Annotated in this window: 12 protein-coding genes; 8 read left to right on the top strand and 4 right to left on the bottom strand. The window is 42.6% G+C overall.

Annotation, left to right across the window (positions count from 1 at the left end):
• Positions 1-231: 231 nt before the first annotated feature.
• The 4 genes from VB118_08535 to VB118_08520 all read right to left on the bottom strand — a co-directional run bounded on the left by VB118_08535 (position 232) and on the right by VB118_08520 (position 4725).
• On the bottom strand, positions 232-1470 hold the full coding sequence (locus VB118_08535; GenBank protein MEA4832647.1) for an ATP-dependent 6-phosphofructokinase: 1239 nt from the start codon (positions 1468-1470) through the stop codon (positions 232-234).
• 298 nt (positions 1471-1768) lie between these two features.
• A complete protein-coding gene (locus VB118_08530; GenBank protein ID MEA4832646.1) occupies positions 1769-2671 on the bottom strand; it encodes an amidohydrolase family protein in 903 nt (300 codons plus the stop codon).
• Positions 2672-2905: 234 nt separating this feature from the next.
• Positions 2906-3709: a hypothetical protein gene (locus tag VB118_08525; protein ID MEA4832645.1), complete on the bottom strand. Its 804-nt coding sequence runs from the start codon at positions 3707-3709 to the stop codon at positions 2906-2908.
• A 305-nt stretch (positions 3710-4014) separates the two neighbouring features.
• Positions 4015-4725 carry a ParA family protein gene (locus VB118_08520; GenBank protein ID MEA4832644.1) on the bottom strand — a complete coding sequence of 237 codons (711 nt, stop codon included), beginning with the start codon at positions 4723-4725 and terminating at the stop codon, positions 4015-4017.
• A gap of 899 nt (positions 4726-5624) precedes the next feature.
• On the opposite strand from VB118_08520, the gene VB118_08515 reads away from it, so the two are divergent.
• The 8 genes from VB118_08515 (at position 5625) to VB118_08480 (ending at position 17314) form a co-directional block, all read left to right on the top strand.
• Positions 5625-6311 carry a response regulator transcription factor gene (locus VB118_08515; GenBank protein ID MEA4832643.1) on the top strand — a complete coding sequence of 229 codons (687 nt, stop codon included), beginning with the start codon at positions 5625-5627 and terminating at the stop codon, positions 6309-6311.
• 35 nt (positions 6312-6346) lie between these two features.
• A complete protein-coding gene (locus tag VB118_08510) occupies positions 6347-7837 on the top strand; it encodes a HAMP domain-containing sensor histidine kinase (GenBank protein MEA4832642.1) in 1491 nt (496 codons plus the stop codon).
• A gap of 138 nt (positions 7838-7975) precedes the next feature.
• Positions 7976-9355 (top strand): trypsin-like peptidase domain-containing protein, encoded by a 1380-nt coding sequence (locus tag VB118_08505; protein MEA4832641.1) that lies wholly within the window; start codon positions 7976-7978, stop codon positions 9353-9355.
• 37 nt (positions 9356-9392) lie between these two features.
• Positions 9393-10766: an S-layer homology domain-containing protein gene (locus VB118_08500; protein ID MEA4832640.1), complete on the top strand. Its 1374-nt coding sequence runs from the start codon at positions 9393-9395 to the stop codon at positions 10764-10766.
• Positions 10767-10933: 167 nt separating this feature from the next.
• Entirely contained in the window at positions 10934-11389 is a 456-nt protein-coding gene (locus VB118_08495) for a hypothetical protein (GenBank protein MEA4832639.1), read from the top strand.
• Positions 11390-11839: 450 nt separating this feature from the next.
• Positions 11840-12670 (top strand): thymidylate synthase, encoded by an 831-nt coding sequence (gene thyA, locus VB118_08490; GenBank protein MEA4832638.1) that lies wholly within the window; start codon positions 11840-11842, stop codon positions 12668-12670.
• A 152-nt stretch (positions 12671-12822) separates the two neighbouring features.
• Positions 12823-15072 carry a single-stranded-DNA-specific exonuclease RecJ gene (recJ, locus tag VB118_08485; protein MEA4832637.1) on the top strand — a complete coding sequence of 750 codons (2250 nt, stop codon included), beginning with the start codon at positions 12823-12825 and terminating at the stop codon, positions 15070-15072.
• The gene (locus VB118_08480) at positions 15062-17314 is read left to right on the top strand and encodes a bifunctional (p)ppGpp synthetase/guanosine-3',5'-bis(diphosphate) 3'-pyrophosphohydrolase (GenBank protein MEA4832636.1); all 2253 of its coding nucleotides are present in this window, start codon (positions 15062-15064) and stop codon (positions 17312-17314) included. The genes recJ and VB118_08480 overlap by 11 nt, the downstream gene beginning before the upstream one ends.
• Positions 17315-17358 lie beyond the last annotated feature (44 nt).

Genomic DNA, 17358 nt, shown 5'->3' with positions numbered 1-17358 from the left:
GCTGTATTTATACATCTCGTCGCCCCCAAGTGCAAGCTTTTTAACATGTTTCGGCCATTTTCCTTGCACTTATTATACCATAATTCTTGCGATTTGTCTTGCCTTGCTGTATATTTTCTTTTGTTCAGCGGGCATTAAATAAGTCTTGTTTTATATGAGAGAAAAGCCCATATGCAAGAGCCTTTTCTCTCTTTGAACCTAGATTATTTAAATGCCGAGTTAATAAAAATATCAGAGTGAAATTGTCCTGTTAACGTCGTAAATATCGTAGAAGCTGGCGCGCTTTTCCTCGACAATGGCTTTCATTTTTTCAATATCGTCAGCAGAGAAGTCCTTTTCAAGAGCCTCGATTGTTGTCTTGCCCTTGAACAGGCGATCGACCTCAAGCGCGAAATCGATATCCATGGAGGTTATTTCATCTTTTCTCATGCAAACGACGAGATTCGATTTGCCAAGCATAAGAAGGTCTATCGCTTTATCTCCCATCAATGAGGAAATGGCTCTGTCGCGGAATGTCGGAACGCCTCCGCGCTGAATATGCGAAGGACGCATGAATTTCGTTTCTATTATGCTCTTTCCGGAATTCATAAGCTCCATTTGCTTATTTAAATATTCACAAAGCGCCTCACCGTAGGAAACGAGCTTTACGACTGAAACCGGGAATTTCCTGCCGTCCGCGACAACTCCGGTTTCCTGAATGGTTGTTTTGACAGGCAGCATGTTTTCCGCCACCATTATCAGAAAGCTTCTCTTGCCAAGCTGTCTGGATTTAAGCATTTTATCGAGCAGCGCTTTGGCATGTTCTTCGTCAAGAGAGCGTGCATTCGGATCTGTTACCGAATCATCTGCTTTTTTAGGGAGAAATTCATTTGTAATGATCTCTGTTGCGCCGCATGCTATTCCTGAATAAAGCGCTAGATATCCGCTTCCGCGTCCCATTATTTCGATTATATTACATCTGCCGTGAGATTCGCAGGTATCATGCAGTCTGTCTGCCACGGCGATAACTGTGTTGAGTGCGGTATCGAAGCCGATCGAATAATCAGACGCTGTTATGTCGTTGTCTATCGTGGCGGGGATACCTATGCAGGGAATTCCGGAGTGAGTGAGATCACGCGCTCCGCGGAATGTTCCGTCTCCGCCTATGGCTACGATCCCGTCGATTCCGAGTTTCCCGCATATTTCGACCGCGCGTTTTACTCCCTCGGGGGAATTAAATTCCTTACAGCGGTCGGAATAAATAAATGTTCCTCCGCGGTTTATTATGTTGGATACAGAGATCGGTGTCAGCTGCTCTGTAATGTTATCAATAAGCCCCCTGTATGCCATTTTGATACCGATCACGTTTACTCCGCGTGCAATCGCGCTGCGGGTTACCGCTCTCACAGCCGCATTCATTCCGGACGAGTCTCCGCCTCCGGTTAAAACGCCTATGTTTTTAAATACTCTTTTTTGTGTTTTGCTTTCCATTGGTATTCACAACTTTCTGCACAGAATATGCTTTTTCTATGAGGCTTATTTTATACCATAACAGCCGCCGTGTCAATAAGAGTCGAAAAAATGTGATATTATTAATCATTGGAAAAATTGACATTATTCAAAATGAGAAAATTTTCTATCATTGTTTAGATGCCAAGATAATATACCTCGTGAGAATCAAACCTATGCATATGTATATTTTTTAGCTGGCGATCATTTTTGTGACTGAAATACGGCGAGCTGCGTTATTTAATAGAAACGGAAATTAAATAATACTTATGAAATACTGTTATCTGTTCAGTAATTCGAGAGCGTTTTTCCGTGATATCTTTTCATAGGCGGTATATGTTATTTTTTTATTCTCCATTGCAGTATCAAGATACTCTGCGAGCTGCAGCATAGGATTTGTTATATTGCGCGGATCACATATGTCAGTTCCGTAAAACAGTTTATTCTGAAATTCCTCAAGAAATTCATATCCGAATTCAGGATCCCGAGTGACTGCGTTGTATCCGCTGCCTGCTGAAAGATCGGCATACATATTCGGATATTTTTTTAAGAGGTACGGAACTCTGCCTCCTTTGGCGACCTTTCCCTTGGGATAACCGCTGCGTGTTTTTTCGTCGGCGTCTCCGCTTATCTCCGCCCAGAATTTCTGAGAATGTCCGATAAGCATTAGTTCGGGGAAATCTGACAGAGTTTTTTCCAAACCGGGAAGACCGAGAGAATCTACAATGCCGTAATCCCCGCTCATATCTCCAATGTGAAAGGTTATTGGCATGTCGCATTTTTCGCAATGTCTAAAGAGATTGCGCATGAACGGATCGTCAAAGAATCTGTTTTCCGTAAGCTCGCCAAGACCTTTGGCGCCTTTTGATTTGAAAAAATTCAAAAAATGGTTGAGATCAAATGCAGCCGTATTGTCACCCCATGCCGGATTGACATTGCAGAACCACCATCCGAGAGTTTCCGGATAATTCTGAACAAGATGATATGCTTCTCTGGGAGATATGACATCATATGTGGATGCCGCATACATTCCGCTTGGCAGTAAAAGTCCTTTCTCAATGCCGAACTTATCATATATAACTCTTAACTCGTCCGGCGTGGCATATGTTCCTCCGTTTATCCGCTCGATAAACCGTTCAGGAGTGCTGTGAACATGCATGTCAATTTTCTTTAGTCTTTCCATTGTATATCCTTTCTAACTGCATTAAATTAATTTTATATGCCGCAGGTTTCATACATGAAAACAATTTCCGCAGATTATTAATAATGCAAAGCTGCTGACGCTGTCGTACAAGCGAAGCTCAAGGACTTATTAAAACAGCAATTAAATAATTCTTGTTTTGCGGTAATTATTTAAATGATGAGTTAATAATAACAGAAGAAGAGATGTCGGATTAAACATCTCTTCTGTAAATGCTTAATTTAAACACTCTGCAAGCATTTTATATTCGTCGAGATCACAGGGGAGCATACGTTCGCCTGACAATCCTTGTATAATTCTTCTTGCGTCTGATATTGATCCGGTTTGAATATATATTTTTGATAAATACAGCTTGATTTCGACCGCGCGGACAGGATTCAGTGCTACCGCTTTCAATGCAGTTTCAAATGAAGCCTGAGCTTTGTCAAAATCGCCTGTGTGGTATGAAATGACGCCTCTTGCGTTATCAATTTCACCTGACTGAACAATATATGATTGTGCGTGCGGGATAAGCTTTTCGCATTCGGTGAAATGGTTTTCCGCTGATTCGATATCTTTAAGCTTTGCGTAAAAAACGGCTAGATTCGTATGGTATATGAGCTTATAAATACCGCTGATCTCGTTTGCGGATACAGACTGCATCATGCTGACTGCTTTTGTATAATCGCGTAAGGCTTCATATCCGAGAGCCAAATTCATTCTGAGTACATTTTTCTGAACGGCATTTTTTATACGTGAAAGGTAAATTTGTGTTTCATTTATGAACTTTTCGGGATCAAGTTCTATGTAAAGTATGTTCCAGAGCTTACGTGACCGCTTTGCGAAGCCGAAGCTTAAGATCAGAAGATAAAGAGTAAATACATAAGCAATTAATATTGTTGCCGCAAATACTAACTGCGCTGAATTTATACTGCCGTCCGCTGCCCCGAATATTATCATCGTAATAAAACTGGCCGAAAGAATTAACGGGATAATGATGATTAATAATAAAATTAAAATAACTGTTTTGTTTCTTTTCAATGGAATGCCGCGGATTTCCGCGCCTCCGTTATAAATATTGATATATAGTTATTAACTCGGCTATTAAATAATTACCGCAAAACAAGGATTATTTTATTGCCGTTTTAATGATTATCAAAACACAGCAGGTTTTTATCACCTTATTATATGTCATGCTGATCAAACGGGTGATAACTGTATTCTGTGTAAAAAGACCAATTTATCATCGTATAGATTTCCGATTTATGAGAAAAATTTTGGTAATATTAAATTATACAACAACGCCCTGCTTATCTTTTTGCTGAAATTTACTGTCATATATTACTTTAGTTATAAAGCTTCTTTGTGACATCCTTTATAGGACATATTCGGTATTTCTCAATTTCATCCGCTGAAAAAGCGTTGAAAATTGATTCGGGAATGGATGTGGCGCAAAGCGGCAGACCGGTTAACGAGCATACCCTTTCGGCGTAGTCAAACCCGTGCCTTATTATATCAGCGTTTGTTTCCTGACCGAGATTCGTATTGTTAATTATACAGGTCGCCTTAAGACCGGACGCTGTCTGTATGCCCGAAAGCATTGAAGACGCGTCAAGCGGCGATTTAATATAAAGACGGCTTTCGTTGATTATATATATAAAATTATAACCGGCTTTTATTATATCCTCCCAGTATCCGCTCAGGACAATCGCGCCGCTGTCGTCTCCGCCGACGTCGAGAACAGACTTAAAGCCGGGTAAAAACACGCGTTTCAGTTCGCCGGGAATTGCGGGAATGTCTACATTGCTGCCGGCATATTGCGGTATTATAACCTCCGCGCCTGAAGCTATAATTTCGGCGGTATTGTCAGAGGAGCGAAAATACGGATTCACTATGTCAAGATCCGCGAGTATTATTTTATTTTCTTTCCGGCTGTTTTCAGCAAGCTCCAGCGTAAGGTTGACAGCAATGTTTGTCTTTCCCGCACCATAATGCCCGCATATGATTATTACGGGCGCATCGTTAATTTTTTTTATATATTCCGTCAGCTTTTTCATTGTTATGATTATCCTTATCTTTTACTCGCAATTAAACCATTACCGCAATAAAACCATCATTATTTATTAACCCTGCCTTTAAATAATTACCGTAAAACACGGCTTATTCAAATGCCGTTTTTATAATTGCCGTTTTAATAAGATCGTATTACGTATTGATTGCCACTTTATCAGGCTTCGATTTGCTTCTGTACACTTTATCAGTCTTACATAAGCGATGTAATTCAGTTTTCGATTGTTTTAGTTCGAATTTTGGTAACAATATAATATATGCTTATATTATTATAACATAACAAGCGAGTTTTTACAATATGCTGTATATATAAATAGTATATATTGGAAACAAAACGGATTGTGGCATTGCACGGACCTGATCCGGCAGTGTTATCGGATATAATATAAAATAATAAGGTTTGCGGCTGTAATATGAGACGAGTTTAATATTTATTACGTTTATAAGCAGCTCGGTAACGTTTCAGTATTGTGTACCTGTAATATCGGAAGTAAAATCATTGCTTATTATAAAGGATATCGATAAAGCTTATAGGGTATTTGGCATAAAAACCTGATTTGGTATAAATAAAGCAATAAATAACATAATACAGAACATTTTTATGTAATTCAATTATGAGCTTGTTCAATGTGCATAAAAATATAAATGTATTTTAAAACACTTCTATTCAATAAATCGAGATTCTCTGGTTATGCCGTTTGTTACTGAGGGGAAATACGTGCAACGGTTCAAATAAAATTAATAAAATGATCATAAAATATACATCATATGCGAGGCAACATAGTATATAATTGTCACATAGCATAAACTTAGTTAACATTTCAAGTGTGAATAAAATTATACATAGCATGCCTTGCGGCATGCGTAAAGTGAAAAGGAGAATACCATGTCAACCAAAATTCTTGTGGTCGATGATGACCTCAACATCTGCGAGCTTCTGAAGCTTTATCTCGAAAATGACGGCTACGAGGTGAAGACGGCCAATGATGGTGCCGAAGCGATCGGTGCATTCCGTATATACGAACCTGATCTTGTTCTCCTGGATATCATGCTTCCGAAGATGGACGGATGGCAGGTATGTCGTGAGATCCGTGAGAGGAGCAGCAAGCCGGTAATCATGATCACCGCTAAAGGCGAAGTTTTTGACAAGGTTCTGGGTCTTGAACTCGGTGCCGACGATTTTATTGTAAAGCCCTTCGATATGAAAGAGGTTTCCGCGCGTGTCAAGGCTGTTCTCCGCCGCTCAAACGGACATGATAATTTCGACGAAGGTGAAGCGATAAAATTCGATAATATTGAAATCAGCCTTCAGAAATACGAGCTTAAACTCAAAGGGAAGCCGGTGGATATTCCTCCTAAGGAGCTTGAGCTGCTTTACTTTCTCGCTTCCAATTACAATCGTGTGTTTACCCGCGATCAGCTTCTCGATAAAGTATGGGGCTTCGACTATCTCGGAGACTCACGTACAGTCGATGTCCATGTGAAGCGTCTTCGCGAAAAGCTCGAAGGCATAAGCACAAAATGGGTTCTGAAAACTGTTTGGGGTGTGGGATATAAATTCGAGCTCCTATAATAAGAAGCCAATAATTAATTCCCGGAGGCCGGATTTTGTTTAAAAGCGTATTTACGCGGTATATCAGCGCGTTTATGCTGCTTATTCTCATAAGCTTTATGCTGCTTGCGTTAATAATGAGCTCCGTTATAACAAATTACGCTTATGAGGCAAAGCAGGAACTGATTCTTCATACGGCGGAGATAACTATACACAGCATAAATGTGTATATGAATATGCTTTGCTGTGATTTCAATACGTTAATGACCGATTACAATGGTTACCTGAAAAGCACGCTTCAGATACAAGCCGAAAAATCCGAAACGGTCATATTCATTACAGACACTACAGGTAAAATTCTTGTGTCCGGACTTCCGGACGGTGATACGGAATATTTCCGCGCCGATGTTCCCGAGAGCGTGATGAACGATATAATCAAGGGCGTCGATATCTATTCCTTCAGCACACTGGGAGGTGTTTTTGAAAAAAAACACCTTAACAGCGTGTATCTGATGGAAAAAAAGAACTCGTCCGCTCAGAACGCCGAATCTGAAATAGCCGGAGCGTTTTTTATCTGTTCACCATCTTTGGCCAAAACAGGTATTACCGAGCAGATGACAAAGACCATAATCATCAGTATGCTATGGCTTTTCCTTATTGCTCTTATCGCAATATATTTTCTCAGTGAGAAAATCACGTCTCCTATCAAAGAAATGAGCCGCGCGGCGAAGCAGTTTGCTCAGGGAAAATTCGATGTCCGCGTTCCGGTGAAGGGTGAGGATGAAATTGCGGAGCTTGCTGTGGCTTTTAACAATATGGCAAATTCACTTGAACGGAACGAGGAATTGAGGAAAAATTTCCTCGCGAATGTGTCACATGATCTGAGAACGCCGATGACGTCTATATCCGGATTTATCGACGGTATATTGAACGGCTACATTCCGCAGGAAAAGCAGTCTTATTACCTGAATATCGTACAAGCCGAGGTCAAACGCCTTTCGCGTCTTGTCTCAAGTTTGCTTGATATTTCAAGAATGCAGGCCGGAGAAAGAAAATTCAACAAATCGGCTTTCGACATATGCGAACTTGCGCGCCAAATTCTCATATCTATGGAAAAGAAAATCGATGAGAAAAACCTTGATGTCGTATTCGATTGCGACAGCGATAAAATGACTGTGTTCGCCGACCCGGATGCGATTCATCAGGTTGTGTACAATCTATGCGACAATGCCGTTAAATTTTCAAAGCCCGGCGGTCAGCTTTCGCTGAACATACATGAAAAAGACAAAAAAGTTTTCTTTTCTGTGAAAAACACCGGGATCGGCATACCGCCGGAGGATCTGCCTTTCGTTTTTGACCGCTTTTTCAAGTCTGACAAATCAAGAGGACTTGACAAAACCGGTGTCGGACTCGGATTATATATAGTAAAAACGATTCTCGACAGTCATGGCGAGGAGATCTGGGTAAAGAGCGAATACGGCGAATACTGCGAATTCGTATTTACCCTGTCGCGTGTCCATGAAAGCAAGGCGCAGAACATAAATTGATGATTATAAGAAAAGCCTTCGGGTTGAAACAATCCATCATGTAAAATTTCTGCAAAACTACACAAAAATACAACATTTATTTCATATTTTTATGTTAATATAATCGTACAGTAAATTCTGTGATACGGAGATGAGCGTATGTCAGACGAAATAAAAAACATTAAAAATGAAGATCAGGGCGCATCCGAAGCACCGCAAAAAGAAAATTCGGAAAACAATGTTTCGGCACAGCCGCTTTCCGAAAACGAACCCGTCCGCTCGCCGGCTCAGACAGAGCTTTCATACGGCGGATTCAAGAACAAATGGAGCTATGACGAATACGAGAAAAACAGCCGTCAACGCAAATTGAAAACGGATTTCAAGGGTCTGAAGATATTCGCTGCGGTTATGACAATGGTATGCCTTGTTACCGTGTCATGTCTTGTCGCTGTGATTGCCGGAGGATATAAACCTGTTGCTTCCGGAAATCAGCAGCAAACCGAGACAAGCAACGAAACTCAGACGCAGACACCGGTAATCCAGATTCCGATGTCTGTCACAAGCGGAACGCTTTCGAACAAGGATATAATCAAAAAAGCCAAGCCCAGTGTAGTCGGCATTATTGCCGTTACTCAAATCAACGGCAAGGACATTTCAAAAAGCATCGGCAGCGGTTTCATTATAAAAGCTACCGAAAACGATACCGACAAGAGATATATAATTACAAATTGTCATGTCGTTGAAGACAGTACAAAGGTAACCGTTGTATTAAAAGATGGTTCGGAATATCCGGCAACAGTGGTGGGAACCGACTCTCTTACTGATATTGCCGTCCTCCACATCGACGCAGAGGAGCTTCCTTCCGTAGAGCTTGGAGACTCGGACAAAATCGAAGAGGGCGACCCGGTCATCGCAATAGGAACTCCGGCAGGTATAGAATTTGCCGGTACTTCAACCCATGGTATGGTTTCCGCTATAAACCGCGACGTAAAAATTACAAACGATTCGGGTAACGTCATAAAAACAATGACCGTCATACAAATTGACGCGTCAATAAATCCGGGCAACTCGGGCGGTCCGCTTTTGAATCAATACGGACAGGTTATCGGAATAAACACTCTTAAGCTGGCTGACGGATACGAAGGCATGGGATTTGCCATTCCGATCAACGGTGTTATCCCTATAATTGAAGCTATTATCAAGGACGGAGCCGTGCTTCAGAGACCTGATAATGAGTTCGTTTCCGGACGCGCCGCTCTAGGGGTTACGGTTCAGAACATGGCAGAGAGTGATGCCGCAAAATACGGCGCGCCGCTCGGAGTATATGTACTCTTTACCACAAAGGGCGGAGCGGCCGATAAAGCCGGCATACTCTTCGGAGACATTATTCTAAAATTTGACGGCAAGGAAGTAAAGTCAGGCACAGAGCTTGCCGACCTTATTACCGCTCATAAAATTGGCGATGTCGTTCAGGTTGAGATATACCGCGGAAAAGCCACGATTGACCTGTCTGTTACGCTTGGGGCTGCCACTGAATAAAATATTTTTCTGAGAATATAGCAAAAATGTAGAATCCGTGGTATACTACATAAAAAATATTCAGGTGAAAAAGATGCTTTCAATACCGGCAAAAAAATATATTAAATTTATGGTATCGGCAACTCTTGCCGTTTCAATCGTTACAATGTCCTCTTTGGGTTCGTTTGCTACGAATCCTCCAGTCAACGCTGCCTTATCTTCCACCGTTACTGACGGCGCGCCTTTGTGTGCGCCGTCAGTAACGGTTTCGAATTTTACTGATGTTTCGGAGTCGGACTGGTTTTATTCGTATTTAGAGCCGCTTATCGATGACAAAATCTTTCTTGGGACATCAGAAACATCCTTTGAACCGGATGAATTGCTCAGCGCGGTGCAGCTGTTCGCACTGATCACGAGATATCTCGGCATTGAAGACAGAGCGTCTGAAGCGCGCAGTGCGCTTATAACAGCCGGCGCCGAAGGAGCTGACCTGTGGTATTCCGGATATGTAAAGCTGCTTGCGGACGGAGGTATTTTATCGGACAGTGATTATGGAATCAAAATTTCCGGTGAGACTGTTGCTATAAGCCCGGAAGCGGAAAGGCAGCTTGACGCGAGAATAAGCAGGGCTGAAACCGCAAAACTTTTGTCATTATCGTTTGAGTTGGATTCGCTTCATGCGCCGAACGGGAATACTCTCAATAGCTGTACGCTTTATCCTCAGATATCGTTGTACGGACATGAATATATACGCGGCGGAATGTATCCGTCCGCGGAGCTTGAAAAATATGCTTCACTTATAAAGGATTACTGTTCGATCCCCGAATCCTCCCGTCTGTATGTCCTTAAATGCTACTATGACGGAATATTTAACGGAGACGAAAACGGATGCTTCAATCCCGGCGATCCGTTAAAGCGCTGTGAAGCGGCAAAGCTTATCGCTGCAATAATTTACCGTAATTTAAGAGCGTCCGCTGATCTGCGCGAAAATTCAACGAAATTTTCAGAAGATGATTATACATACGACTCAAACGGAGTGAAGCAATTAAAACCGGAGGCTCTGGAAAAGCTTCTTGACGCGTGCAGGAATTTCTTTACTATTGAAAGCGGAACAAAAAACGAGCTTGTTATAAACGCCAAAAGTACTTTGCCAGAAGGATATACCTGCGAAATCCTCGTTTCACGTTATCTATATGGCAGGAACTACCGCGCATATCATTTTGGGCTTTCAATCAAGGACAGCGCGTCTGACGATACCGCGGCGAATAAAAGAGTGTTGCTTGCTTATCAGGGCGTTCCCTGTGAAGCGACTGTGCTGATAATGCTTCGCAATCAGCTTGACAGCGGTGAAATAGAGGCCGTATCGGAATACAGAATCGGCAAGGATTTGTCTGTAAAGCTGCTTTCAAGACAAACGAGGTCCGCAGTATAATGAACATTGCAGATTATGAATTAATAATTAAGAAATATCGATAATATTGCAAATTATGGAACGCTTGTTCATATTTGCTTGACAATCCAAATATCATACTGTATAATATGCTCATCTCTTGTGAATAGAATAAGTTGCTTTGATGCAACAAGTTTTGGAGGAAAGAAATGAAAAAGAGAATTTTTGCGATATTGCTTGCCGCATTGATGGTATGCGCAATGTTCGCATCCTGCACACCGAAAGATACCGACGCAAAGGAAATTAACGTAAACTTTAAGTTTACCGATGTAAACGGTGAAGTGCTTTTCGACGGACCTGTCAAAGTAGTAAGTAAAGCTCCCACTCTTATCGAAGTTGTCAAGACAGCTTTTGAAAGTCTTGAAGAACCGATCACTCTTGCATATGACGAATCTACCGGAGAGATTACAAAAGTCGGAACATATGAAATCGACGCAACCCATTTCGTCGGTTTTGTTAAAAACAACGAAGAAGTTAAGACCGGCACTATTACAACTGCCGTTGCAGACAAAGACGTTATTGTCGGTACTATAGAAGCGATTGCTTCCACCGTAACAGCTGCAACTTCGACAGCTGAAGCAACAGCAACAGCTGATAACGGCTGATAATATCATTTACACTGCGCTCAAAGCCGTCTCCTCCCGGAGACGGCTTTTTAATTTTTAGTAAAAAGTAATATAACTTTATGGCTGCGGAAAACATCAATATATGCCAATATAGCTCAATGCTTGACATCATATATATAAATATGATATAATATTCATTATAAATGAAGCGATTTTATAATCGTGCTTTGTCATTGCGAGTCACTCATGAGTCAATAATACAACACGAAAATTCAGGTGACCTCAATACAGTATATGAGCCTTTCTCTCTTGCTGAACAAGGATTATTTATTAACTCGGCATTTAAATAATTACCGCTTAAGAAAGAAAAGACTCTGGTATATGGGCTTTTCTCTCTTATAAAACACGACTTATTTAAATGCCGTTTTAATAATTGCCGTTAATAATAGTTACCGTTCAATAAACATAAAAAGGTACGGAGGATACGCAATGAGCAGAGCGGATACGATTTTTATACAAAACTGCCGAAATATACTTGAAAATGGCGTATGGGACAACGATTACCCGGTTCGCCCCAAATGGGAAGACGGCGCTCCCGCTCACACCGTTAAGCTTTTTGGCATAACAAACAGATACGACCTTTCAAAGGAATTTCCGATTATGACAATAAGGCGTACCGCCATGAAATCGTCTCTCGACGAGCTTTTATGGATCTGGCAGAAAAAATCGAACAACATCTCCGACCTTAACAGTCATATATGGGATCAATGGGCCGATGAATACGGCACGATCGGAAAAGCATACGGATATCAGCTCGCCCAGAAGCATAAATACAAAGAAGGAATGTTCGATCAGGTTGACAGGGTTATATATGACCTGAAAAACAATCCTCACAGCCGAAGGATAATCACAAATATATATAATCACACCGATCTGTCCGAAATGCGGCTTTATCCTTGCGCATACAGCGTGACCTTTAATGTGTCCGGAAATATATTAAATATGATTTTAAATCAGCGCAGTCAGGATATGCTTGTCGCTAATAACTGGAACGTTGTACAATACTCGCTTTTGCTTATAATGATGGCGCGTGTCAGCGGGCTGGTTCCAGGCACGCTTCTGCATGTTATCGCGGATGCTCATATATATGACCGCCATATCCCGATGATAAAAGAGCTTATTGAAAAGAGTCCGTATGAAGCTCCGGAGCTTTGGATTGATCCCGAAGTAAATGATTTTTACAGTTTTAACTCCGAAAGCTTCAAGCTTACGGATTATAAATATCATCCGTTTGACATAAAAATTCCTGTCGCGGAATAACTCCCCGTAAATTGTGATATTAATATTATAAATAGTGACTATTATAAACCGTTTCGCTTTTCCGATGTATATATCACTTATTAAATTCTCCGTATATCAGAGCTTTTCAATAGCATCACGATGTAAATTCCGCATAAAGGATGGATATAAAAATGAGAGGAAAGCCTCCGGCAGAATGGGTCATACCGAAGCCTCAGACGGTTAAGGCCGCCGCACTTGCAGCAGAATGTGGCTTTTCACCGCTTATGGCCCGCCTCCTTGTTGCCAGAGGCGCCGACACACCCGAAAAAGCAAAGAAATTGCTTGATAAATCAAGCGCTCTTTTACATGATCCGTTCCTGCTTGATGACATGGATAAAGCGTGCAAATGTATAATATCCGCCGTACGCGCGAAAATGAAGATAATAATATTCGGTGATTATGATGTGGACGGTGTCACCTCATCTGTTATCGTATGTCAATATCTCAGATCTCTCGGCGCGAAAGTAAATGTATATATACCTGAACGTATTACCGAAGGCTATGGGCTCAATCCTGATGCGGTTCGTTCATTTGCTGTTGATGATGTAGGACTAATTATAACTGTCGATTCGGGAATCACCGCGAACGAGGAAATCGCCCTTGCGAAATCACTCGGAATTAATGTGGTAATTACAGATCATCATACATGCCGGCTCCCGCTTCCGGACGCGGATGCGGTGGTAAATCCGAAACGCCCCGATTCCAAATATCCGTTTCCGGAGCTTGCGGGTGTAGGTGTCGCTTTCAAGCTGCTGTGTGCGCTTGATTCGAGCTTCTTTTCAATGGATATCGGCATATCAACCGATAAAATATGCAATCTTTTCTGCGACCTCATAGCGATAGGAACGATTGCCGATGTTATGCCGATCGCAGATGAAAACAGGCTTCTCGTCACTGCCGGGCTGGAGCAGGCGGAAAATACAAAGAATATCGGACTTGAAGCACTTATTGCGGAGGTTGGATTTGAAAGCTCCGCCAACGGGCGCATGAGACGCAAAAAGCTGTCGTCGACACATATCGGATTTGTGATAGCCCCGCGCATAAACGCATGCGGCCGCATAGGCAGCGCTATGCGTGCGGTAGAGCTTTTTCTTACAGACAGCCGCGGGGCTGCGCGGGTCATTGCCGCGGAGCTTTGCGCCACTAATCGTCAGCGGCAGCTGTATGAAAACGAGATTCTCAACGAAGTCGAGGCTATAATTGAAAAAGATCACGATTTTGAACATGACCTGTTTATTATCGTTCAAAGCAATAAATGGCATCACGGTGTTATAGGTATAGTTGCTTCGCGTATATGTGAAAAATACCATCTTCCATGCATACTTGTGTCGTTTGCGGGAGAAGATGCCGACACCCCGGAAGAATACGATATGGGAAAAGGCAGTGGACGCAGCATAAAAGGGCTCAATCTTGTTGAAGCGCTTGCTTCGGCATCGGATTGTCTTATTAAATTCGGAGGACATGAAATGGCTGCCGGGCTTTCCGTCCAGCGCGAAAAGCTGCCTGAACTGAAACGGCGTCTGAACGAATATGCGCATACTCATTTGACAAAGGAAGATCTTGCCGAGCATATATATGCCGATTGCGAGCTGTATAAATCTGATATTAATTTAAAAGCAGCATCGGAAATACTCCAGCTTGAGCCGTTCGGATTGAACAATCCGGTGCCGCTTTTTCTGATATCAGAGTTTCTCATAACAGAAGTTATTTCTATAGGAGACAACCGCCATACAAAACTGACGCTTGTAAAGGATGAGCTTTCCGTACCTGCGCTGTATTTTGGCGTTCCGGCGTGTTCTTTTGCGTATTTTCCCGGCGACAGAGTGGATATTATCTGTAACATGGATATAAACGTTTTCCGAACCAATAAAAATGTACAGCTTACCGTGCGCGATATACGTCCTTCCCGTCAGGCGGTCGAGCTTGTTCAAAAGCGCTTGCTGCAGTATCAATGCATATGCTCCGGGAATTCCGTGAGGATTGCCGGTGATATGATTCCTGTTCGCGAGGATTTCAAACGAGCGTTTCTCTATATAAGGAGAAAGCTGTGTGATATGTGTCTGCTTTCAACCGAGGCGTTTTATTACGATAAAGAATCATCGTTCGTGCCGGTAGACATCAACGCAATGATGAAGATAATTTCCGCTGACAGCACGGAACGCACGGATATTCTTAAAATGTTGTTAATAATTGATATATTTGAAGAAATGGAGCTGATTCTCCGCCGGAAGGATCCGTCAAAGGGCTTTCCGATGATTCAGGAGATTATGCTGCTGCCTCCTTCGCCTTCCGCTTCAAGACAAAAAATCAATCTTGAAAAGTCTGAGCTGATGCGTCGGCTGCAGTTTGAAACAGAAATAAACGAGACAAATGACATCTGACAATACTGATAAATACGATATGACAGAAGCTTCGGCCGATTCTGGCGACAAGCATTCGGATATTACCGAGCTTATGGCAATGCTCGCGGCTACGGGATATAATTACGATTTTGAAAAAATATCCAAAGCATATAATTTTGCAAAAATATGTCACTGCGGCCAATACCGCAAATCCGGCGAAGAATATATCTGTCATCCGGTGGCTGTCGCGGAGCTTGTGGCTTCGCTTGAGCTCGACACGGATTCGATTTGCGCCGCGCTTCTGCATGACACGATAGAGGACTGTCCAGACAAGGTTACGCCCGAAAAAATACGCGAGGAATTTGGCGAAGACGTTTATATACTCGTTGACGGCCTTACAAAGCTTGTTTCAATCCAATACGCCGACAAAGCTGAACAGCAGGTTGAGAATCTGAGAAAAATGTTTCTTGCTATGTCGAAGGATGTTCGCGTTATTTTCATAAAGCTATGTGATCGGTTGCATAATATGCGAACGCTCAGCTCTCACCGTGAGGATAAGCAAAGGCTTATCGCACTTGAGACCATGCACGTATATGCTCCTCTTGCTCACCGCTTGGGAATGCAGAAGATAAAGTCAGAGCTTGAAGTTCTCGGAATGCAGTATCTTGATCCCATCGGATACGAGGAAGTAAAGCGCGACATAGACCGGAAATACGGCGCAAACAAGAATTTTCTTGATCACGCGCAGGAAATAATCACAGAGAACCTTAAAGCTCAGAATATCAAATTTGCCATTGAAGGCCGAGTCAAATCCATTTACAGCATTTATAAAAAAATGTATACCCAGAACAAGGATTTCAACGAAATATATGACTTCTACGCCATAAGGATACTCGTTGATACCGAGATGGAATGCTATACAGTGCTTGGCATGATTCACGAAACCTTCAATTCGATTCCCGGCAGATTTAAAGATTACATTTCAACGCCGAAGCCGAATGGCTATCGTTCGCTGCACACCACGGTAATCGGGCGCGACGGTATACCGTTTGAGGTTCAGATACGCACATGGGAAATGCATGCTATCGCAGAATACGGCATCGCAGCTCATTGGAAATACAAGATGGGCTCAGCCGGCTCGCGTGATTCGCTTGATAAAAAGCTCGAATGGATTCGCACCCTGCTTGAAACCGAACGCGACGAGACAGACCCGGATGAATTTCTGCGTCCGCTCAAGATCGATCTTTTTGAAGACGAGACCTTTGTGTTTACGCCTAAGGGCGACGTAGTGAATCTGCCAAGCGGAGCCAACGGTATTGATTTCGCATACGCGATACATTCCGCAATAGGCAACAAGATGGTCGGCGTAAAAATAAATGGAATGATCGCTCCGATAGATACCCCGCTTCAGACCGGACAAATTGTGGAGGTTCTGACCTCCGCCGCTTCGAAGGGACCCAGCCGCGACTGGATTAAGCTTGTAAAAACAGGAGAAGCCCGCAATAAGATACGTCAATGGTTTAAAAAAGAACGCCGCGCCGAAAACATCGCCATTGCAAAAGCCGAAATAGACAGGGAATTAGCGCACGCACCGCGAAACATCACCGAGGATCAAAAGCAGGAGCTGATTATTTCATTCTCGAAACGCTACGGTCTCGCGAATATAGACGATTTTTACAACTCACTCGGTTATGGCGGTATATCGCTTCAGAAAATAACGGAAAGAATACGGGACGAGCTTTCGAAGCTTGCCTCGCCCGCCGTCGCTGACGCGCCGTTTGCCAATATTTCCGACACATCACACCCTCCGGTGAAGCCGTCTGGAGAGCGTGTGTTTATCGAAGGAATGGACGGCTTTCAGATTAAATATGCCAAATGCTGCAATCCGCTTCCCGGCGACAGGATAGTTGGTTTTATGACACGCGGCTTCGGTATATCTATCCATAAATACGATTGCCATAATACGATAGCCGGGCTTAAAAACCCGGAAACAAAGGACAGATGGTTCAACGCCGAATGGATTTTAAAAACGGGAGAAACCGACTCAGGCTTTGACGCAATACTGAATATCATCGCAAACAATACGGTTACAATTCTCGCGGATATATCAGGCGCGCTCGCTGATATGCATGTCAATGTGCTTTCGATTAATTCCCGTGCCAGAAGCGATGGCGTTATAACGCTTTCATTGTGCATAAGAACAAAAAACACAGAACATTTTCAAAGCATAATTTCCCGCGTGAAAAAAATCAAGGATATTATAGAAGTCGCACGAGGCTGAAAACCGGCGGCCAAGTTCAAACTGTCTTGTTGCTCGTGACAAAT

Source organism: Oscillospiraceae bacterium (assembly GCA_034925865.1).
GTDB lineage: Bacteria > Bacillota > Clostridia > Oscillospirales > SIG627 > SIG704.
This window is presented reverse-complemented; position numbering and strand designations above follow the sequence as displayed.